This is a genomic window from Lysinibacillus sp. NPDC097231 (assembly GCF_044761885.1).
GTDB lineage: Bacteria > Bacillota > Bacilli > Bacillales_A > Planococcaceae > Lysinibacillus.
Map to the genome: position 1 here is coordinate 51,662 of NZ_JBIWDH010000023.1, position 22,439 is coordinate 74,100.

Below are 22,439 nucleotides of genomic sequence, written 5' to 3' on the forward strand. Positions count from 1 at the left end.
AGCTCGGCGCTCTGATTGCATTATAGAAACTTCCCTCTACTCATCTTGTAAGTTTAGTATTTCTAAAATCCGTTCTAAATCATCTTCAGAGTAAAATTCAATTTCTATTTTCCCTTTATTGTTCACTTTCTTAATTTGAACATTTGTTCCAAAATAATCACGTAATTGTGTCTCTTTAGCTGCAACAAATATGTCCTTTTTCTTCGATTGGTTTGTTTCACGTGAAACTTCTTCATTTAAATTTTGTACTAGCATTTCTACCTGACGAACATTTAGGCCTTGTTTAATAACCTTATTTGCCACTTCAGATATTCTTCTTTTATTCTTTAATCCAAGTAGTGCACGACCTTGTCCCATCGATAATGTGCCATTATTCATCAATACTCGAACATCCTCGGGTAAAGCTAGTAAACGAACATGATTGGCGATATGTGGTCTACTCTTCCCTAATCGCTTGGATAACTCCTCTTGTGTTAAATGTAGGTTTTCCATTAGACTTTGATATGCCTCAGCCTCTTCAATAACTGTCAAATCTTCACGCTGTAGATTTTCTAAAATAGCTAGCTCCATCATTTGGGCATCTGATAACTCTTTTATAATGGCTGGAATAACCTCTAACCCTGCTAATTGAGTCGCTCTATAACGACGTTCCCCAGCAACAATTTCAAATTTACGTCCTTTTTTACGTACAGCAATTGGTTGTAAAATACCATGCTCCTGTATAGAGTCTGCTAATTCTTGTAAGGCTTCTTCATCGAAAATTTTACGAGGCTGAAATGGGTTTGCAACGATAAGCTCTAATTGTATTTCTTCCACTTGCCCACTATGTTCTAAAGACTCTCCAGGAAATAATGCACCAATGCCTTTTCCTAAACCCTTAGCCATTTTTAATCACTTCCCTCGCCATCTCTAGATAAACTTCTGCACCTCTTGATTTTGCGTCATAAATGATAATTGGCTGTCCATGACTTGGAGCCTCACTTAATCGGACATTACGAGGAATTATTGTTTTGTATACTTTATCTTGGAAATATTTTTTTACTTCATCAATAACTTGTAAGCCTAGGTTTGTTCGTGCATCAAGCATCGTCAATAATACACCATCAATATATAGTTGCTGATTTAAATGTTTCTGCACTAAACGGACAGTTGATAATAGCTGACTTAACCCCTCTAACGCGTAATATTCACATTGTACTGGAATAATCAAAGCATCTGATGCAGTTAAAGCGTTAATTGTTAAAAGCCCTAACGAAGGTGGGCAATCAATAATAATATAATCATAATCTTCTTTTACATTTTGAAGTGCATGCTTTAAACGCACTTCTCTTGAAATTGTCGAAACTAATTCAATTTCTGCTCCAGCGAGTGAGATGGTTGCCGGAACGATTGCTAAGTTTTCTACATTTGTTTCTTGAATGACATTCTCAACGTTTTCATCATCAATTAATACATCATAAATACAGCCATGAAGTTCTCCTTTATTAATGCCGAGTCCACTCGTTGTATTGCCCTGTGGATCAGTATCAATTAATAGCACTTTCTTTCCTAAGTATGCTAGACAAGCGCTCAAATTGACCGATGTCGTTGTTTTCCCTACGCCACCCTTTTGATTGGCGATTGCTATAATTCTACCCATTTAAAAGCACCTGCTTTCATCTATCAAAGTTCGCTTTGACAAATCATTTGTAAAATCACTGTTCAATACCGCTATCTATTCTCATTCTATCAAAAAAATAGAAAAGAGTTGTATAAAATATTAAGAATATATACAAAAAAGAGGGCATCTCAGAAATATTACTGAGATGCCCCCACTGTATGAAAATATAAAAGTGGCTTATCACCATAATTTTGGGTTGATTTTCGTTCCGGCTGGCACTTTCCTGGGGACGCCAGGGCAAACAAACGTTTTCTGTACGAAAGCGCAGTGCTAACGAAGCGGTGGATAACGAAGGGGTTATTACAGAACGTGATGTTTTTAGTCTTCGTTCCCATATTCGCTTGCGCTCCAAGGAATCGCCCTACCCCCACTCCAATCAACTTTGATATACATTATACAACTATCATCCTCAACTTTGATGACACCATAAAAATCAATAAATTATTTTTTAAAAATAATTTTTAACCCTTGTACTCAAGACTTTTTCTTTTTAGGTATTTTCACTGTAATTTGATAATATTCTTCTGTATCTTCTTCTTCAGTCTTAACCGTTATACCGCTCTTCGTTACCATAGACAACGATTGTTTAATAGTATTTAAGGCAATACGGACGTCTTTACTAATTGCCTTACGCTTAGGCTTGGCCTTTTTTGGAGCCGCTTCCTCTTGATCTACTGCCTCTGGATGCAATAACATATGAATCTGCTCTTCTAATTGACGAACATTCCAATCATTTTCAATCGTTTGTTGCAAAACCTCTAATTGTAATGGCTGATCTTTAATCGCAATTAATGCACGTGCATGTCGTTCAGAAATTTCACGCTTCAAAATAGCTTGCTGCACTTCTTCAGGCAGCTTTAATAAACGTAATTTATTGGCTACCGTGGATTGTCCTTTTCCAAGTCGTTGGGCTAGTGCTTCTTGTGTCAGCTCATGAAGCTCTAATAATTTTTGATAGGCAACAGCTTCTTCAATTGCAGTTAACTCCTCACGCTGGAGGTTCTCAATTAACGCGATAGAAGCTGTTTCCTTATCAGTTAAATTTCGTACAATTGCTGGAACCTCTGTCCATTGTAGCTTTTTCATTGCTCGATAACGACGCTCACCAGCAATAATCTCATATTGATTTTCTGCTGTTTTACGTACAACAATTGGCTGAATTACACCATGCGTATGAATGGTTCTTGATAATTCTTCAATTTTTTCATCATCAAATATAGTACGTGGCTGAAATCGGTTAGGCACAATTTGATCAATCGGCAACTTTATAACTTCTTCTGCTGTATGAACCGCCTCTGCTTGTTCTACTTCATTTTTCACAATAGGCTCAGTTTTATTCCCGCCTCCAAAAAAACGTGAAAAAGGACTTTTCATCCAAGTGGCACCACCTTTAAGTAACTATCTTGCTCTGTGTCATTCTATTATTATTTATTATATTTCCTAAAATGTATATAGTTCATAGATGTCATTTGCGTGAACCATCCATAACTAGTATGTATGCTCAAAATAGAAAAAATATTTTCTACTTTGAGAAGTTTCACATGAAACACTAATTATTGAATCGGTGTTTTATTTGGTACACCTGGTTTACGCGGATATTTTTTAGGTGTTCCTTTTATTTTATCAAAGATATATAAAATGCGGTCACTTTCTTCAACAGGTAACTGGAAAGAAAATTCTTCTTTCAGTGTAACACCTAATGCAGTCAATGCTTTTTTTGCATTTTTTAATTCTTCTGCTCCTGCTGCCGCTTTTAAAGCAACAAAATATCCACCTTGTTTTGCTAGTGGTACACATAGCTCTGATAAGACCGATAAACGGGCTACTGCACGTGCTGTTACAACATCAAACTGCTCACGATATTTTGCATTTTGACCAAATTCCTCTGCTCGAGCATGTACAAAATGCATATTCTCTAATTGTAACTCATCACTTAAATGATTTAAAAATGTAATTCTTTTATTTAAAGAATCAACTATTGTTACATGTAAATGTGGGTAACAGATTTTAATTGGAATGCTCGGGAAACCAGCCCCTGCCCCTACATCACAAACTGTTGTTACTTTTGTAAAATCAAAATAGAATGAGGCACTAATCGAATCATAAAAGTGCTTTAAATAAACACCTTCTAAATCGGTAATGGCAGTTAAGTTCATCTTTTCATTCCACTCAACAAGGAGTTCAAAGTATTTTTTGAATTGAGCTATTTGCTTTTGGGAAAGTTCGATACCCTTGTCTTTCAATGCCTCAATAAATTGTTGTTCGTTCATGTAAAGTCTCCTTTATAATATGGCTGTGCTAATGTACGTCTGCGTATAACAAAATTTAATTCTCTGTTACCCTCTAAAAGACATGCATAACATAGCCTGAAAAATAGGAAGCGGGCACAAAGGTATGCCCGCCCCTTATTCACTTTACTGTTCTTGATTATTCGCCGCTTACACGTGCGATTTTACCTTGCTCAATATAAACGAGTAATATTGAAATATCTGCTGGGTTTACACCAGAGATTCGTGATGCTTGAGCAATAGAAAGCGGCGTAACTTGTTTTAATTTTTGTCGCGCTTCTGTTGCTAGACCTGAAATAGCATCATAATCAATATTTTCTGGGATTTTTTTATTTTCCATTTTATGAAGCTTTTCAACTTGTTGCAATGCTTTTTCAATATAACCTTCATATTTAAGCTGAATTTCAATTTGTTCCTTCACTTCATCCGAAAATTCAATGTCTGCTGGAATTAATGAAGAAATCAATTCATAATGCATTTCTGGACGTTTTAATAAATCCGCTCCACGAATACCATCTTTTAACTCACTGCCCCCCACTGAGCGAATAACTGCTTGTGTTGCTTCATTTGGCTTAATAATAACTTCACGAAGACGTGCAATCTCGTTTTCAATCAGCTCTTTTTTCTCATTGAATTTTGCATATCTTTCTTCCGGAATCATACCCATTTTATAAGCTAGCTCAACTAAACGTAAATCTGCATTATCATGACGAAGAAGTAAACGATATTCAGCACGAGATGTTAGTAAACGGTACGGCTCATTTGTGCCTTTTGTTACTAAATCATCAATTAATACCCCAATATAGGCATCTGAACGACTTAAGATCAGTTCTTCTTTATCAAGTACATTTGCAGCAGCATTCATCCCTGCCATTAAGCCTTGCGCAGCTGCTTCCTCATAACCAGATGTTCCGTTAATTTGACCAGCTGTATATAAGCCTTTTATACGTTTTGTTTCTAAAGTTGGCCATAATTGTGTTGGCACGATTGCATCGTACTCAATAGCATAGCCAGCACGCATCATTTCTGCATTTTCTAAGCCTGGAATTGATTTAAGTAAACGTGTTTGTACATGCTCTGGCAAACTAGTTGATAAACCTTGTACATATACTTCACGTGTATTGCGACCTTCTGGCTCTAAGAAGATTTGGTGGCGCGGTTTATCGTTAAATCGCACAACTTTGTCTTCAATGGAAGGGCAGTAACGTGGACCTGTACCTTTAATCATCCCCGAGTACATCGGTGATAAATGGAGGTTAGCCTCGATAATTTCATGAGTTTCTGGACTTGTATAAGTCAACCAACAAGGAAGTTGATCCATGATGAATTCCGTTGTTTCAAAGCTGAATGCACGAGGAACGTCATCTCCTGGCTGTATCTCCGTTTTAGTATAATCAATTGTACGGTTATTCACTCGTGGTGGTGTACCTGTTTTAAAACGCACAAGGTCAAAGTCAAGCTCTTTTAAATTGTCTGCTAAACGGATTGACGGTTGTTGGTTGTTTGGACCACTTGAATACTTAATGTCTCCAATAATGATTTCTCCACGTAGAAATGTACCTGTTGTGATAACAACTGTTTTAGCACGGTAAACGGCACCAATTTGTGTGATTACACCTTTTACTTCGCCATCTTCAATAATTAGCTCTTCCACCATTCCTTGGTGGATTGTTAAATTTTCAGTTTCCTCCAACGTACGTTTCATTTCTTGTTGATATAAAACTTTGTCCGCTTGTGCACGTAAAGCACGTACTGCTGGGCCTTTCCCTGTATTCAACATACGCATTTGAATATGAGTTTTATCGATAACTTTCCCCATGACGCCACCTAAAGCATCAATTTCTCGTACTACGATTCCTTTGGCAGGACCACCAATGGATGGATTGCATGGCATAAATGCAATCATATCTATATTGATTGTTAACATCAGTGTGTTAGCACCCATTTTGGCAGCAGCATGAGCAGCTTCTGAACCTGCATGACCTGCGCCAATTACGATAACATCAAACGTGCCTGCCTCATATTTTGTTGGCATGCTCGTATCTTCCTTTCTGTAGTAAAATTATTTTCCTAAACAGAACTGTGAAAATAGCTGATTAATTAGGCTTTCTTGTACTGTATCACCAATAATTTCACCAAGTATTTCCCATGTTCTTGTTACATCTATTTGTACCATATCAACTGGTACATCTGCTTGTGCAGCTGCTAATGCATCCTCAACCGTTGCTTGTGCTTGGTGTAGTAATGCAATATGTCTTGCATTTGAAACATATGTTAAATCCCCCGCTTCAATTTGCCCTTCAAAGAATAACGCGGCAATTGCTTCCTCTAACTCTGTGATGCCTTCTTCCTGTAAAAGGGAAGTTGTCACAATGCGATGGTTGCCTGCTAACTTTTTTACGCGTGCTAAATCAATTTTTTGCGGAAGATCTGTTTTATTGACGATAACGATGTAATCCATCGCCTCAATTGTTTCGAAAAGACGCTCATCCTCAGCCGTCAATTCTTCTGCGTAGTTTAAAACAAATAATATTAAATCTGCGCTACGCAAAGCCTCACGTGAACGTTCAACGCCAATTCGTTCAACGATATCCTCAGTCTCTCGAATCCCAGCTGTATCCACTAAACGAAGTGGTACACCACGCACATTCACGTACTCTTCTATAATATCACGAGTTGTCCCTGCAATATCTGTCACAATGGCCTTATTTTCCTGTACTAAACTATTTAAAAGAGATGATTTCCCGACATTTGGGCGGCCCAAAATAACAGTTGATAGACCCTCTCGTAATATTTTTCCTTGAGAAGATGTTTGTAGAAGTTTCATAATTTCATTTCGTACCCATGTACATTTTTCCACTAATACAGGTACTGTCATTTCTTCTACATCATCGTACTCCGGATAATCTATATTAACCTCTACTTGTGCTAATGTCTCTAGTAATGCTTGGCGTAAGTCACCAATTAGCCGCGATAATTTGCCATCCATTTGTCCTAACGCTACATTCATCGCTCTATCAGTTTTCGCTCTTATTAAATCCATTACTGCTTCAGCCTGTGATAAATCGATTCGTCCATTTAAAAATGCTCGTTTTGTAAATTCACCGGGTTCAGCAAGTCTGGCTCCATTTGTTAATGCTAGCTTCAGCACACGATTTACCGAAACAAGTCCCCCATGACAGTTTATTTCAACTACATCCTCACGAGTGAATGTTTTTGGTCCGCGCATTAATGACAGCATTACTTCCTCTACAACCTCATTTGTTTTTGGATCGACCAAATGTCCATAATGAATCGTATGTGAAGCCTTAGTAGTTAAACTTTTCCCACCAGGCGATTTGAATATTTTATCTGCAATTGCAACTGCATCGTCCCCACTTAAGCGAACAATTGCAATAGCTCCTTCTCCCATTGGTGTGGATATCGCAGCAATTGTATCGAACTCCATTCAATGACCTCCTTAACGTTATCCACATGTGGATAAATAAAAACCGACCAATACTTACTAACACCTTAGACTAACATATTTTTTGCAAAATCTAAAGTAAGGATAATTTCCAATTGTGGATAATTAGAAAGCTTTGCATTATAGCACGTATTCGACAAAAAATGCGAATACTAGAAAATTTAATTCTTTAGCCTAAACGAACACTATGCCCTTGGTTGTCCACAATTAAAAATCTATAGTTCGTTACTTTAACAGATAAAAAAATCAAAATGCTGTCGCTTCGCTTTCGCACAAGCAAAGCTTCCTATGGGAAAGCACCAATTCCCCCTCGTTTTGCCGAAGAGCCACGCTTTATTTAATAGGACACCTTAATTTCATTGACATACTAGTTTTTCAAACATAAAAAAGTCATCTTATCATGACGATAAAATGACTTTAGCTTTGTCTGTATGTTTTTTACGAAGTTTAATCGTTCTTTACTGGCTCAATTACTAAATAACGATTAGGCTCCGCTCCTTCTGAGTATGTTTCAATATCAAGGCGATTAGCCAGTTGATTATGAATAATTTTTCTTTCGTACGACTGCATCGGCTCAAATGCCACACGTTGATTTAAGCGAAGTGCTTTATCCGCCATACGATCTGCAAGTAACTCTAAAGCCTCCTGACGACGTTCACGATAGTTTTCTACGTCTAATTTCACCATCAAGAATTGCTTAGCACTTTTATTTAACACAAGTTGTGTTAATTGCTGTAGGGAATTTAATGTTTGGCCACGTTTCCCGATAAGCAGCGCAGCTTTCTCGCATTTTAGTTGAAGTAATACATATTTCCCTTCGCGTGTCGTTTCAATTTCAAGATCAGGAATATCCAATTGCTTAGCTATATTTATTAAGTAAGCTTTGGCTTCTTCAATAGGATCTATCAAGGCTTCTTCTTCTTCTTTTTGTTCCTCTACGACTTGTTGAATAGCTTCGATTTCACTTGGTTGTTCAGAAACTTGTGAACTTATTGTTTCAACATCATCTACTACTGTTGGCTCGTCCAATTGAGTTGTATCTGGCTGTTCAGCTTTTGCTGTGTCAATTGTTGGAACCTGTACTTCCCTTACTGTCACACGTACTTCAGCAGTACGTGCCCCAAAACCTAAAAATCCTTTTTTACCTTCTTGTAAAACTTCAACATCTACTTGTTCACGGGTTTTGCCAAGTTTCTGTAACGCCAATGAGATCGCTTCTTGTGTTGTTGCGCCTATTTGCGTAAGTTGTTTCACTTTTTAGCCCCTCCATTTTGAGCAGGTTGTGTTTTATCTTTATTCCAAGGTTTATAAATAAACAGGTTTTGAATAATCGAGATAATGTTACCGATTACCCAGTATAGTGATAAAGCTGCTGGTAATGTCATACCGAAAGCGATAATCATGAATGGCATAATGTACATCATTATTTTCATTTGTGGGTTGTCCATTGCTGGGCCCGTACGTAATACGATAAATTGCATTAAACCTGCAGTAATCGCTAATGCTGGTGCAGGATCTGCTAGTGGGAAAATAAAGAAATTCCCTAAAATAAAGTCAGGTGTAGCATTCATACGACTAATTGCATGATAGAAACCAAATAAAATTGGCATTTGAATGAATGCTGGTAAACATCCAGAGACTGGGTTTACACCAGACTCACCCATGAGCTTCATCATCTCTTGCTGATACTGTTGCTGTGTCTGTGCATCCTTAGAAGCGTACTTCTTTTGCAATTCTTTCAATTTAGGTTGAATTTCTTGCATTTTTTTAGAGCTCTTTGTTTGTTTAATCATCAATGGAAGAACTGCTAAACGAATAATAATCGTTACCGCAATGATACCCCATGCATATGAACCGAGCAAATCAGCAAAGTATTTTATCGCTGATACTAAAGGCCAAACAATAAATTCATTCCAGAAGCCTGTGCTTTCTTTGGAGATTGGTTCATTGAATTCCGTACAACCAGAAAGAAGTAATGCTACTGATACTAGCGACAAAATTACCCAAAGTTGTTTCTTCAACCTTCTTCCCCCTACAAATACTATTCACTTTTTCTAAATCTATATGCGTTGTGCTTTATTCATTTTCAGTTTCCTGCTACCGAATAAAGTTATCAGTTATTTTATCACGCATGTAACGTTTCACTCTACTAAATATTCTAACAATATTCACATACTTATTGAGCAATGTTACTAATTTAACATTTATTACTGTGAAATATCATCAAAATACCCCTTGGTGTATTTTCACCGCTTCGATTTCGAGTAAAAATGCTTGTTGAAAAATGCTTCTTCACCACTTTGGCTGCCCTCCGTATTACGCTTTCTTCAATACCTTTGCGATTCGTAGTACATGCTGCAAACTTTGTTTCACTTCATGAAAATCCATAGTGGCCGCCGGTTGTCTGGCGATAATAACATAGTCCATATTCGGCTTTATCTCATCCTTTAATTCATGGATACTTTGTCGAATATAGCGTTTAATTTGGTTGCGTGTTACCGCATTCCCAAGCTTTTTACTAACCGATAAACCTACACGAAATTCTGTTTGTCCCTCTTTCATTAAAAAATAAACGACAAACTGACGATTAGCGAAAGATTTACCCTTTTTAAACACCTTTTGAAAATCTTCGTTTTTTTTCACTCTTTGGCGTTTTTTCATTACTTTCACCTGCTACTAGATAATATCTTATTGATCCTCATTTCTAGGTTTACCAAAAATAAAGAAAAAAAAGACCACTGATGTGGCTCAGTGGACTTATTTTATGCTGATAAAACTTTTCTTCCTTTACGACGACGAGCAGCAAGAACTTTGCGACCGTTTTTCGTGCTCATACGTGCGCGGAAACCGTGAACTTTGCTGTGCTTACGTTTTTTTGGTTGGTAAGTACGTTTCATTTATATAGACACCTCCTGAATGAAAGTTGAATTTTTCAACATACAGACCTGAACATTATATAAAGTATCTAGCTATTTTGTCAATGAATTTCATAAATTTCTTTGTTAATTGAATCTATGTCTATCATTTTCTACTTTCAATTTCCTTGGGTAATTAACGCTGTTGCGCAGATAAAAATAGTGTTGAGGCCTGCAAAATGTAGATCAGTTAGCTGTTTTCACAGGAATGAAGTTAATGGGCTAGGTCCTTCTTTTTTCAATAGATGCTTGGACACCTACTAAATACATTACAAAAACTTATCTGTTAGAAACATATTTATTGAATAAAGATAAATTATCCACAGAGTACTTGTTTTTTTTACACAAAGTTGTGTATAGTATTTTTTGCATTATTTTTTATCCACAACATTTATCTACAGCTTTTTCACATAAGCAGTGCTTGTGGACAACTAGGAAGTGCATAAATGAACGGTATGTGGATAAGTTTCACAAACTATTGAAATAGCTTTGTTTTTCTGATACGATTACTGTGCTTCACTTTGTTGAAAACTGAAATGAACTTTTAAATTATCCACAACTGTTAATATGCTGTGGATAATTTTTATCACAGCCTTTGGTTAACTTTTATCCACAACTTGTGATTTTGTGGACGAGTTGTTAAATGAACGTATTTACCATTTCTATAAATGCGCTATTTTTTAATTGTATTGAACTGTAAAGGAGATTAGCAGCTTGGAACATTTAGAAGAACTATGGAATAATGTCCTGGCTCAAGTTGAACAAAAAATTTCTAAACCAAGCTTCGAGACGTGGCTAAAGTCTACAAAACTACTTTCCTACAATGGTAGTGGATCTACAGTGACTATTGCCGCGCCAAATTCGTTTGCTCGAGACTGGCTTGAGAATCATTATATTCATTTGATTACAGGTATATTAACGGAGCTTACAGGCGAAGACTTGCTTATTAAGTTTGTTGTTCAAAAAAACCAGGATTCGGACGATTTTGATTTACCAGCGCCGATTATCCAAGCAAAAAATAACGATCATCATGATATTTCACCAGGTATGTTAAACCCGAAGTATACGTTTGATACTTTTGTTATTGGCTCTGGTAACCGCTTTGCACATGCTGCTTCGCTAGCTGTCGCAGAAGCGCCTGCGAAGGCTTATAACCCATTTTTTATTTATGGGGGAGTAGGGCTTGGCAAAACACATTTAATGCATGCAATTGGCCATTATGTTTTGGAACATAATCCAAATGCTAAGGTTGTATATTTATCATCTGAAAAATTTACAAATGAATTTATTAACTCAATTCGAGATAATAAAGCACTCGATTTCCGCAATAAATACCGCAATGTAGATGTACTGCTAATTGATGATATTCAATTCCTAGCTGGAAAAGAATCAACTCAGGAAGAATTTTTCCATACTTTTAATACATTGCATGAAGAATCAAAACAAATCGTTATTTCTAGTGACCGTCCACCAAAGGAAATTCCGACTTTGGAAGATCGTTTACGTTCCCGTTTTGAATGGGGATTAATCACTGATATTGCACCACCTGATTTGGAAACTCGTATTGCCATTCTTCGAAAAAAGGCAAAGGCTGATGGTCTTGATGTACCAAATGAAGTCATGCTCTATATTGCGAACCAGATTGACTCCAATATTAGGGAGCTTGAAGGTGCGCTTATTCGCGTCGTTGCCTATTCATCCCTTGTTAACAAGGATATTAACGCGACTTTGGCTGCTGAAGCATTAAAGGATATCATTCCTAATTCGAAGCCACGAACTGTCACAATATTAGACATTCAAAATGCAGTAGGAGAGCATTTTAATATTCGTTTAGAGGATTTTGCCGCTAAAAAACGAACAAAGTTAATTGCTTTCCCACGGCAAGTTGCAATGTATTTATCCCGCGAATTAACCGATTTTTCGTTGCCGAAAATTGGCGAAGAATTTGGTGGACGTGATCATACGACTGTTATCCATGCTCACGAAAAGATATCTTCTATGTTAAAAAGTGAGGTTCAGCTGCAACAAGATATTAAACAAATTCGAAGCATGCTAGGGAAATAATACTGTGGACAACTCAATTATTTAAACACAAACTTATACACAGTCTATCTACATGTGGATAGACTGATTTTATTCACTTAAAGATACTTATCCACAAATCCACAGGACCTATTACTATATCTTTTTTATTTTATATAAATAAATAATATAAATATGTGAGGGAAAATGAATGAAATTTGATATTTTACGTGACCGTTTATTAGAAGGTTTAAATGATGTCATGAAAGCCGTAAGTTCCAAAACAACGATTCCAATCTTAACGGGGATTAAAATTGATGTGACAGATGAGGGTATTCGCTTAACAGGTAGTGATGCAGATATCACGATTCAAACATTTATTCCAGTTGAAGAAGATGGTCAACAAATTATTCATATTACAGAAACAGGATCAATTGTTGTTCAAGCACGTATGTTTAACGAAATTGTACGTAAGTTACCAACAAATGAGGTAGAAATACAAGTAACACCTGGTTTCCAAACTCATATTCGTTCAGGTAAATCAGAATTCCATTTAATTGGCTCTGATGCTACTGAATATCCTTTATTACCTGAATTAACGGAAGATCAAAAATTTACTATTCCTGCTGACTTATTAAAGTCGATTATCCGTGAAACAGTATTCGCTGTTGCCACTTCAGAAAGTAGACCGGTGTTGACAGGTGTAAACTGGCAAATCAAAAACGAAACATTAATCTGTGTTGCAACAGATAGTCACCGTTTAGCAAGACGTAAAGTGCAGTTGGAAAATTTACCTGAAGTTGAACACAGTGTCGTAATTCCTGGTAAAAGTTTAAATGAGTTAAATAAAGTTTTAGAGGATTCAACTAACCTTGTCCAAATTGTTATTACTAGCCAACAAGTATTATTTAAAACTGGAGAAGTACTATTCTTCTCTCGTTTACTTGAAGGTAATTACCCAGATACAACACGTTTAATCCCTGAGGAATATCAAACAAATATAACGATTAACGGTAAAGCATTATTGCAGGCTATCGATCGTGCATCCCTTGTTGCCCGTGGTGATCGTAATAACGTTGTGCGTTTTGAAATTTTAGATAATCAAGCTGTCGAAGTTTCTTCTAATTCTCCAGAAATCGGTAAAGTTCAAGAAGAAATCCCTGTTGAAGCATTAGAAGGAGAGAGCTTAAAAATTTCTTTCAGTGCAAAATATATGATGGAAGCATTAAAAGCAATCGATGGTCAAGATGTAGTCATTCAATTTACTGGAGCAATGAGACCATTTATTTTACGCTCTGTTCATGATGATGCGATATTACAGTTGATTTTACCTGTACGCACTTATTAAAAATTAAACTACTTTTGATGGAGTGGATAACTCCACATTTTTAAGCTAAATAAGCTCTGAAAAACGTTTGGATAGTCGCTAATTGCGGCTATCTTTTTTTACTTATGACGAATTTTTAGGTATGATAGAGAGATAGACAGTTTGGATTTGGAGGGGAACACAGCTATGAAGGACATTGAAATTGATGTGGAGTTTGTCACGTTAGGGCAGCTTTTAAAAATGACCGATGCTATTAGTTCTGGTGGCATGGCAAAGTGGTTTTTACAAGAAAATGAAGTATATGTAAATGGAGAAGTGGATGATCGCCGTGGTCGTAAATTACGTGATGGAGACATTATAAATATTCCTGGATGTGGTCGATTTCGTATCGTTGGATCCGCTGGTCAGTAGATTATGCATATAGAGCAGTTAAAACTTATAAATTACCGTAACTATGATGCCTTAGCTTTAAACTTCTCTCCAAAAATTAATGTTTTCATTGGTGAAAATGCGCAAGGAAAAACAAATGTTATGGAATCTATATACGTATTGGCGATGGCTAAATCCCATCGAACGACGAACGATAAAGAATTGATACGTTGGGATTCAGACTATGGTAAAATAGAAGGGGCCGTTCAAAAAAGGCATGGTATTTTACCGATTGAGCTTACAATTTCTAAAAAAGGCAAAAAAGGAAAAATAAATCATATAGAACAAAGTCGCCTAAGTCATTATATTGGCCAAATGAATGTCGTTATGTTTGCGCCCGAAGATTTAAACGTTGTTAAAGGGAGTCCACAAATACGTCGACGTTTTATTGATATGGAGATTGGGCAAATTTCGCCTGTCTATTTACATGATTTATTAACCTTTCAGAAAGTATTAAAACAACGTAACCATTTTTTAAAAATGAATCAAGGCAAAGTTATGTCTGATGACGTGATGTATGAGGTCTATAATGAACAATATATTCACGCAGCTACCCAAATTATTCGAAAAAGATTTCAATTTATGGATTTATTGCAGGAGTGGGCAGAGCCGATTCATGCTGGTATTTCACAAGGGAAGGAAACGTTAGTTATTAAATATCGTACAGTCGCTGGTATTGATAAAGAGCATACTTCCAGTGAAATTGAAAGCTTCTTGCATAAAAAGTTGAGAGAAGCTAAGGAACGTGAATTTGATCGAGGTGTAACACTAGTTGGTCCACATCGAGATGATTTGCAGTTTTTAGTAAATGGCTATGATGTGCAGACGTATGGCTCACAAGGACAGCAACGTACAACCGCCCTGTCATTAAAACTTGCTGAAATTGAGTTAATTAAACAAGAAACAAATGAAACACCCATATTACTTTTAGATGATGTATTGTCGGAACTCGACGATTATCGCCAATCGCATTTATTAAATACCATTCAAGGTGAAGTTCAGACCTTTGTTACGACTACAAGTGTTGATGGAATTCATCATGAGACGATGGAGCATGCACAACTGTTCCACGTGAAACAAGGAGCGATTGAAGAAAGTTAGCTGGGTAGTTTTTTAGATTACAAAAGAATGGTAATAGTCAGCTCGGTTGACTGTTCATTCATTTACACACAATGATGTTATGAAGGAGTAGATGAAAGCCGTGGCTATAGAGAACGAAGGTTTACAAGACCAAGCTTATGAAGCCGATCAGATACAGGTATTAGAAGGTTTAGAAGCGGTACGTAAAAGACCAGGGATGTATATCGGTTCAACAAGCTCAAAAGGGCTTCACCATTTAGTATGGGAAATTGTTGATAATAGTATAGATGAAGCACTAGCAGGATTTTGTACGGATATAAGAGTAACGATTGAAAAAGACAATTGGATTCGCGTAGAAGACAATGGTCGTGGTATTCCAGTAAGCATTCAAGAAAAGATGGGTAAGCCTGCTGTAGAGGTTATTATGACAGTGCTACATGCTGGTGGTAAGTTCGGTGGTGGAGGTTACAAAGTATCTGGTGGTCTTCACGGTGTAGGGGCATCTGTTGTAAATGCTTTGTCAGTTGAGACAATCGTTCAAGTTCATCGTGAAGATCATATTCATGAGATTAAATTTGAACGCGGGAAAACTATTCAAGAGCTAACAGTTATTGGTGATACAGACCGTAATGGAACAACTACACGCTTTAAAGCTGATCCAGAAATATTTAAAGAAACTACCGTTTATGAATATGATATTTTAGCCCATCGTATTCGTGAATTAGCTTATTTAAATCGAGGCATAAAGATTACGATTGCTGACGAACGTGAAGGTGAGGAACGTTCTACTACGTATCATTATGAAGGTGGTATTCGTTCATATGTTGAGCATTTGAATCAATCTAAAGAGCCAATTCATGAACCTATTGATGTTCTTGGAGAAAAAGATGGAATTTCAGTTGAAATTGCAATGCAATATAATGCTGGATTTACCTCTAATATTTTTTCATTTGCTAATAACATTAATACGTACGAAGGCGGTACACATGAGTCTGGATTTAAAACAGCACTGACTCGTGTTATTAATGATTACGCGCGAAAAAACGGACTTTTAAAAGAGTCAGATGCAAATCTTACTGGTGAGGATGTTCGTGAAGGGTTAACAGCTATTGTTTCAGTTAAACATCCTGATCCACAATTTGAGGGGCAAACAAAAACAAAACTGGGTAACTCTGAAGTGAGCCAAATTACTAATTCTCTATTCTCAGATGGCTTTGAACGTTTTATGCTAGAAAATCCAACTGTTGCTCGTAAGGTTGTAGAGAAAGGTTTAATGGCTGCTCGTGCGCGTGTTGCTGCTAAAAAAGCTCGTGAATTTACACGTCGCAAAAATGCACTTGAAGTTTCAAGTTTACCAGGTAAATTAGCTGACTGTTCATCTACAAATCCAGCAGACTGTGAAATTTATATCGTTGAGGGTGATTCTGCCGGTGGGTCGGCAAAATCTGGACGTGACCGACATTTCCAAGCAATCTTACCATTGCGTGGTAAAATCCTTAACGTTGAAAAAGCACGATTGGATAAAATATTATCGAATGCCGAAATCCGCGCAATGATTACTGCGTTTGGTACAGGTATTGGTGAAGAGTTTAATTTAGAAAAGGCTCGTTATCATAAGATCATTATTATGACAGATGCCGATGTCGATGGTGCGCATATCCGAACATTGCTTTTAACATTCTTCTTCCGTTTCCTTAGACCTCTAATAGAGGCAGGCTATATTTATATTGCGCAGCCACCTCTTTATCAAGTTAAGCAAGGTAAGCATGTTGAATACTGCTATGATGAAGAAACTTTAAAAGCAATTTTAGAACGACTACCAAAAATGCCAAAACCAAATGTTCAACGATACAAAGGTCTTGGTGAGATGAATGCTGAACAACTTTGGGAAACAACAATGGATCCTGAGCACCGCACATTGTTACAAGTTGAATTAGATGATGCAATTAAAGCTAACCAAGCATTTGAGCGTTTAATGGGCGATGAAGTTGAACCTCGTCGTCAATTTATCGAAGAAAATGCTGTATACGCTAATTTAGATATTTAATTTTTCTTGAGAGGAGGTCTACACTTTGTCAGAACAAGAACGCTCCGGTGTTAAAGGAGTTAATATAACAGAAGAAATTGAAACATCCTTCCTCGATTATGCGATGAGTGTAATCGTTTCTCGTGCATTGCCAGACGTACGTGATGGATTAAAACCTGTACATCGCCGTATTTTATATGGCATGCAAGAGTTAGGGAATACAGCAGATAAAGCGTACAAAAAATCAGCACGTATTGTTGGGGATGTAATGGGTAAGTACCATCCACATGGTGACTCTTCCATCTATGATGCAATGGTACGTATGGCGCAAGATTTCAGCTATCGATACATGCTTGTTGATGGTCATGGTAACTTTGGATCTGTCGATGGTGACGGAGCAGCAGCAATGCGTTATACAGAATCACGTATGTCCCGTATTGCAATGGAGATGCTTCGTGATATCAATAAAGATACAATTGATTATACAGATAACTATGATGGTTCTGAAAAGGAACCGGTTGTCCTTCCAAGTCGCTATCCAAACTTATTAGTGAACGGAGCAGCAGGGATTGCGGTTGGTATGGCGACAAATATTCCGCCACATCAACTTGGTGAAACGATTGATGCAGTAATAGCACTTTCTGAAAATCCTGCTATTACAACTGAAGAATTAATGGAAATCATCCCTGGACCTGATTTTCCAACTGGTGGATTAATTTTAGGTCGAAGCGGTATTCGTCGCGCTTACGAAACGGGGCGCGGCTCCATTATTATTCGTGCAAAAGTAGAGATTGAACAAAAATCAAATGGTAAGGAAACAATTCTTATTCATGAATTACCATACCAAGTGAATAAAGCTAAGCTTATTGAAAAAATAGCAGAGCTTGTGCGCGATAAAAAAATTGATGGTATTACAAGTCTACGTGATGAATCTGACCGACGTGGTATGCGAGTAGTCATTGAAGTACGTAAAGATGCAAATGCTAATGTAGTATTAAATAATTTATATAAACAAACAGCAATGCAGTCGAGCTTCGGTATTAACATGCTGTCATTAGTAAATGGACAGCCAAAAGTAATGAGCTTAAAAGAAATGCTGTATCACTATTTAGAGCACCAAAAGGTTATTATTCGTCGTCGTACGGAATTTGACTTAAGGAAAGCTGAAGATCGTGCGCATATTTTAGAAGGTTTGCGTATTGCACTTGATCATATCGACGAAATTATTGCTATTATTCGTGGTTCTCGCAGTGGTGATGAAGCGAAACCACAATTGATGGAGCGATTCAATTTATCTGAACGTCAAGCACAAGCAATTTTAGATATGCGTTTAGTCCGTTTAAGTGGTTTAGAGCGTGAAAAAATTGAAGCGGAATATCAAGAGCTTCAAGTACTAATCGCTGAATTAAAAGCAATCTTAGCAGATGAAGCTAAGATTATTGAAATCATCCGTACTGAAATATTAGAGTTGAAAGAACGCTTTAATGATAAACGCCGCACTGAAATAACATCTGGCGGTTTAGAAATGATTGAAGACGAGGATTTAATTCCAGTTGAAAATTCAGTCGTAACTTTAACACATAATGGTTATATCAAACGTTTAGCTGCGAATACATATCGCAGTCAAAAACGTGGTGGTCGCGGTGTACAAGGTATGGGTACAAATGAAGATGATTTTGTTGAACATCTTATGAATACATCTACACACGACACTATTTTATTTTTCACTTCAAAAGGAAAAGTATTTAGAGCAAAAGGTTATGAGATTCCGGAATTTGGTCGTACAGCGAAAGGCTTACCGATTGTTAACTTACTCAATATAGAAAAAGGTGAGAAAGTAACAGCAATGATCCGTGTTGGTTCATTTGATGAAGATGCATACTTTATCTTCACTACTAAGACAGGTATTACAAAGCGTACACCAGTATCACAATTTGCTAACATCCGCACAAATGGCTTAATCGCTATTAGTTTACGAGAAGATGATGATTTGATTTCTGTTCGTTTAACGGATGGCGATAAGCAAGTGATCATTGGTACTCGTGATGGAATGCTTGTACGTTTCCAAGAGGATGATATTCGTTCAATGGGCCGTACTGCAGGTGGTGTACGTGGTATTAAACTACGTGATGGTGACGAAGTAGTTGGTATGGAAATCATAGAGCCAGGACAGGAAATTTTAGTTGTTACTGAAAAAGGGTATGGTAAGCGTACTTCTGAAGAAGAATACCGTTTGCAAAGCCGTGGTGGTGTAGGTTTGAAAACAATGCAAATCACTGATAAAAACGGCCCAATGGTAGCTGTAAAAACTGTTGATGGTTCAGAGGATTTAATGCTTATCACAATTAATGGTATGCTAATCCGTATGGATGTGAACGATATCTCATTAATTGGCCGTAGCACACAAGGAGTTCGTTTAATTCGTTTAGGTGATGATGAACTTGTTGCAACTGTAGCGAAGGTTGAAAAAGAAGAAGAGTCCAATGAAGAAAATGATGAGATAGAGGAATAATGAAAAAACCGATGACGACAACCCGTTTTGTCGTTCATCGGTTTTTTTAGCATAAATCATGAAAAATAAGTAATTATTTTGAATTCCATGATAAAATGATATTTAACCTTAATGATTAAGTAAGTGAAATAGTGAAGAGGTGTTAATTGCGTGGAAACTATATTTGTCCCAATATCAGAGTTGCGCGTTGGTAAAGTAATTTCTGAAGATATTTTGGCTAATACACAATATCCGATAATTTTTAAAAACACAGTAATTTCCCATGAGCATTTACAAGTTTTTTTTGCTTTTAATATTTCAAGAGTACCTGTTTATAAAGATGGTATTGAGATTCAATCAGAGATAAAAGAAACGGATTTAGTTATTCCACCAGAGGCTATTCCAACTTTTAAAAAGGTCTATGACAATTCTGTAGAGCAATTCAAAAAGGAATTTAAAAATTGGGAAGCTGGTGCAAAGGTAGATATTGCGAAAGCACGTACAATTATTTTGCCATTAATAGAAATGGTATTAGAAGACCGTACAATAATTTTTGATCTAAATGAGTATTCGAATCCTAAGGACTATTTATACCATCATTGTGTAGCAACAGCATTGATTTCTTCAGTGATTGCACAAAAATTAGACTATGACAGGGGGATGACCATTCAAGTTGCAATTGGAGGGTTACTAGCTGATTGTGGTATGGCAAAAATTCATCCACGTATCCGTGAGAAAAAAACAACCTTAACGGAGCAAGAGTTTGATGAGATTTATAAGCACCCAATTTATAGTTACAATATGGTCAAAGATTTAACGATTTTAAAGGATACAATGAAAGAGGCTATTTTCCAGCACCATGAGCGCTTAAACGGAAGCGGCTATCCGAAGGGTGAGAAAATCGCCAATATTTCTATTTTCGCCCAAATTATTGCTATTGCAGATGTATTCCATGCAATGACATGTGAGCGAGTGTATAGATCAAAACAATCTTCTTTTAAAGTAATAGAAATGATTAATGAGTCTGAATTTGGAAAGTTTGATATAAAAGTAGTTCGAGCACTTATAGATATTGTTGCTGATCTACCTATAGGTACAATAGTGGAACTATCTAATTTAGAACGTGGCGAAGTAATGTTTGTAAATAAATTTGCACCAACTCGCCCATTAATTAAATTAAGTCATTCAGGTGAGATTTTTGATTTAGGTAAAAATCGTACCTTCTATATTTCACGTATTATAACAAATTTATAATTGTTGTAAGGCAACCCATCAACTTTGGTGTTTGCCTTTTTTATTTTTTACTTCTATTATTGGCAAATGTTTATGTAACGAAATAAAAGACCTTAATCACATCGGTAGTGGGATGATTATAGATATGGTTCCATTTCAGGAGTAGTCGGAAAACTACTGAGGTAGAGAGAATCAGTACGAAGTCATCATGTCCTGTTGCAATTCTGTGCAAAGGAGAAACGTCTGTGACACACAACTTTAGGCAAACGTTATATTGGTCTCTCAGTCGCTGGATGCAATTACATTAAGGATTAATTGAGAGGAGTTTCAGCTCTGTGAAAATTATTCTATCGACAAGATTACGTTTACTGAAACCCTTTGAACATAATGATATAAAAGATGAGTAATAGATTATATAAACTACTGAAATGTTTTTTTTGAGAAAGTGTTGACATAGTTATAGATTCTTGATATTATTAGTGAGTCGCCAAGAGGTGACACTGAAAATGAAGTAATGAACCTTGAAAACTGAACAAGCAAAACGTAATCAATATAGTTTTTAGTAGCTAACCTCGTTAGTGAACAAAACAAATTTTGGACATCATAAAGATGCCAGCAAAACAATTTGAGCTAATCAAATTTCTTTTATGGAGAGTTTGATCCTGGCTCAGGACGAACGCTGGCGGCGTGCCTAATACATGCAAGTCGAGCGAATGATGAGGAAGCTTGCTTCCTCTGATTTAGCGGCGGACGGGTGAGTAACACGTGGGCAACCTACCCTATAGTTTGGGATAACTCCGGGAAACCGGGGCTAATACCGAATAATCTATTTCACCTCATGGTGAAATACTGAAAGACGGTCTCGGCTGTCGCTATAGGATGGGCCCGCGGCGCATTAGCTAGTTGGTGAGGTAACGGCTCACCAAGGCGACGATGCGTAGCCGACCTGAGAGGGTGATCGGCCACACTGGGACTGAGACACGGCCCAGACTCCTACGGGAGGCAGCAGTAGGGAATCTTCCACAATGGGCGAAAGCCTGATGGAGCAACGCCGCGTGAGTGAAGAAGGATTTCGGTTCGTAAAACTCTGTTGTAAGGGAAGAACAAGTACAGTAGTAACTGGCTGTACCTTGACGGTACCTTATTAGAAAGCCACGGCTAACTACGTGCCAGCAGCCGCGGTAATACGTAGGTGGCAAGCGTTGTCCGGAATTATTGGGCGTAAAGCGCGCGCAGGTGGTTTCTTAAGTCTGATGTGAAAGCCCACGGCTCAACCGTGGAGGGTCATTGGAAACTGGGAGACTTGAGTGCAGAAGAGGATAGTGGAATTCCAAGTGTAGCGGTGAAATGCGTAGAGATTTGGAGGAACACCAGTGGCGAAGGCGACTATCTGGTCTGTAACTGACACTGAGGCGCGAAAGCGTGGGGAGCAAACAGGATTAGATACCCTGGTAGTCCACGCCGTAAACGATGAGTGCTAAGTGTTAGGGGGTTTCCGCCCC

Annotated in this window: 17 protein-coding genes and 1 rRNA gene; 8 read left to right on the forward strand and 10 right to left on the reverse strand. The window is 37.3% G+C overall.

Annotated features, from left to right (window positions below; all coding sequences use genetic code 11):
* Positions 1 to 36: 36 nt before the first annotated feature.
* The 10 genes from ACIQXF_RS14580 to rpmH form a co-directional block, all read right to left on the reverse strand.
* Positions 37 to 885 (reverse strand): ParB/RepB/Spo0J family partition protein, encoded by an 849-nt coding sequence (locus ACIQXF_RS14580; RefSeq protein WP_402783905.1) that lies wholly within the window; start codon positions 883 to 885, stop codon positions 37 to 39.
* Complete coding sequence (locus ACIQXF_RS14585; protein ID WP_402783907.1) at positions 878 to 1,639, reverse strand: ParA family protein; 762 nt, start codon at positions 1,637 to 1,639, stop codon at positions 878 to 880. Before ACIQXF_RS14585 ends, ACIQXF_RS14580 begins: the two co-directional genes overlap by 8 nt.
* Before the next feature lie 495 nt (positions 1,640 to 2,134).
* Complete coding sequence (gene noc / locus ACIQXF_RS14590) at positions 2,135 to 3,034, reverse strand: nucleoid occlusion protein (protein ID WP_402783909.1); 900 nt, start codon at positions 3,032 to 3,034, stop codon at positions 2,135 to 2,137.
* Between the two features lie 179 nt (positions 3,035 to 3,213).
* Positions 3,214 to 3,930 carry a 16S rRNA (guanine(527)-N(7))-methyltransferase RsmG gene (rsmG, locus tag ACIQXF_RS14595; protein WP_402783911.1) on the reverse strand — a complete coding sequence of 239 codons (717 nt, stop codon included), beginning with the start codon at positions 3,928 to 3,930 and terminating at the stop codon, positions 3,214 to 3,216.
* A gap of 157 nt (positions 3,931 to 4,087) precedes the next feature.
* Positions 4,088 to 5,983: a tRNA uridine-5-carboxymethylaminomethyl(34) synthesis enzyme MnmG gene (gene mnmG, locus ACIQXF_RS14600; protein ID WP_402783913.1), complete on the reverse strand. Its 1,896-nt coding sequence runs from the start codon at positions 5,981 to 5,983 to the stop codon at positions 4,088 to 4,090.
* Between the two features lie 27 nt (positions 5,984 to 6,010).
* A complete protein-coding gene (gene mnmE, locus ACIQXF_RS14605) occupies positions 6,011 to 7,396 on the reverse strand; it encodes a tRNA uridine-5-carboxymethylaminomethyl(34) synthesis GTPase MnmE (RefSeq protein ID WP_402783915.1) in 1,386 nt (461 codons plus the stop codon).
* Positions 7,397 to 7,861: 465 nt separating this feature from the next.
* Positions 7,862 to 8,668, reverse strand: coding sequence for an RNA-binding cell elongation regulator Jag/EloR (gene jag / locus ACIQXF_RS14610; protein WP_402783917.1), 807 nt, complete (start codon positions 8,666 to 8,668; stop codon positions 7,862 to 7,864).
* On the reverse strand, positions 8,665 to 9,435 hold the full coding sequence (gene yidC, locus ACIQXF_RS14615; RefSeq protein ID WP_402783919.1) for a membrane protein insertase YidC: 771 nt from the start codon (positions 9,433 to 9,435) through the stop codon (positions 8,665 to 8,667). The genes jag and yidC overlap by 4 nt, the downstream gene beginning before the upstream one ends.
* Positions 9,436 to 9,730: 295 nt before the next feature.
* Entirely contained in the window at positions 9,731 to 10,075 is a 345-nt protein-coding gene (gene rnpA, locus ACIQXF_RS14620; RefSeq protein WP_402783921.1) for a ribonuclease P protein component, read from the reverse strand.
* 101 nt (positions 10,076 to 10,176) lie between these two features.
* Positions 10,177 to 10,311, reverse strand: a complete 135-nt coding sequence (rpmH, locus tag ACIQXF_RS14625) for a 50S ribosomal protein L34 (RefSeq protein WP_004233310.1) — start codon at positions 10,309 to 10,311, stop codon at positions 10,177 to 10,179.
* 732 nt (positions 10,312 to 11,043) lie between these two features.
* Here rpmH and dnaA point away from each other — a divergent pair.
* The 8 genes from dnaA to ACIQXF_RS14665 form a co-directional block, all read left to right on the forward strand.
* Positions 11,044 to 12,393 (forward strand): chromosomal replication initiator protein DnaA, encoded by a 1,350-nt coding sequence (dnaA, locus tag ACIQXF_RS14630; RefSeq protein ID WP_402783923.1) that lies wholly within the window; start codon positions 11,044 to 11,046, stop codon positions 12,391 to 12,393.
* A 169-nt stretch (positions 12,394 to 12,562) separates the two neighbouring features.
* Entirely contained in the window at positions 12,563 to 13,699 is a 1,137-nt protein-coding gene (gene dnaN / locus ACIQXF_RS14635) for a DNA polymerase III subunit beta (protein WP_402783925.1), read from the forward strand.
* Between the two features lie 165 nt (positions 13,700 to 13,864).
* Positions 13,865 to 14,089 carry a S4 domain-containing protein YaaA gene (yaaA, locus tag ACIQXF_RS14640; RefSeq protein ID WP_402783927.1) on the forward strand — a complete coding sequence of 75 codons (225 nt, stop codon included), beginning with the start codon at positions 13,865 to 13,867 and terminating at the stop codon, positions 14,087 to 14,089.
* 3 nt (positions 14,090 to 14,092) lie between these two features.
* Entirely contained in the window at positions 14,093 to 15,208 is a 1,116-nt protein-coding gene (recF, locus tag ACIQXF_RS14645) for a DNA replication/repair protein RecF (RefSeq protein WP_402783929.1), read from the forward strand.
* A 91-nt stretch (positions 15,209 to 15,299) separates the two neighbouring features.
* Positions 15,300 to 17,234: a DNA topoisomerase (ATP-hydrolyzing) subunit B gene (gyrB, locus tag ACIQXF_RS14650; protein WP_402783931.1), complete on the forward strand. Its 1,935-nt coding sequence runs from the start codon at positions 15,300 to 15,302 to the stop codon at positions 17,232 to 17,234.
* A gap of 25 nt (positions 17,235 to 17,259) precedes the next feature.
* Positions 17,260 to 19,725 carry a DNA gyrase subunit A gene (gyrA, locus tag ACIQXF_RS14655; RefSeq protein WP_402783933.1) on the forward strand — a complete coding sequence of 822 codons (2,466 nt, stop codon included), beginning with the start codon at positions 17,260 to 17,262 and terminating at the stop codon, positions 19,723 to 19,725.
* A gap of 150 nt (positions 19,726 to 19,875) precedes the next feature.
* Positions 19,876 to 20,958 (forward strand): HD-GYP domain-containing protein, encoded by a 1,083-nt coding sequence (locus ACIQXF_RS14660; RefSeq protein WP_402783935.1) that lies wholly within the window; start codon positions 19,876 to 19,878, stop codon positions 20,956 to 20,958.
* 623 nt (positions 20,959 to 21,581) lie between these two features.
* Positions 21,582 to 22,439: ribosomal RNA gene (locus ACIQXF_RS14665) — 16S ribosomal RNA — on the forward strand; the annotation flags it as partial.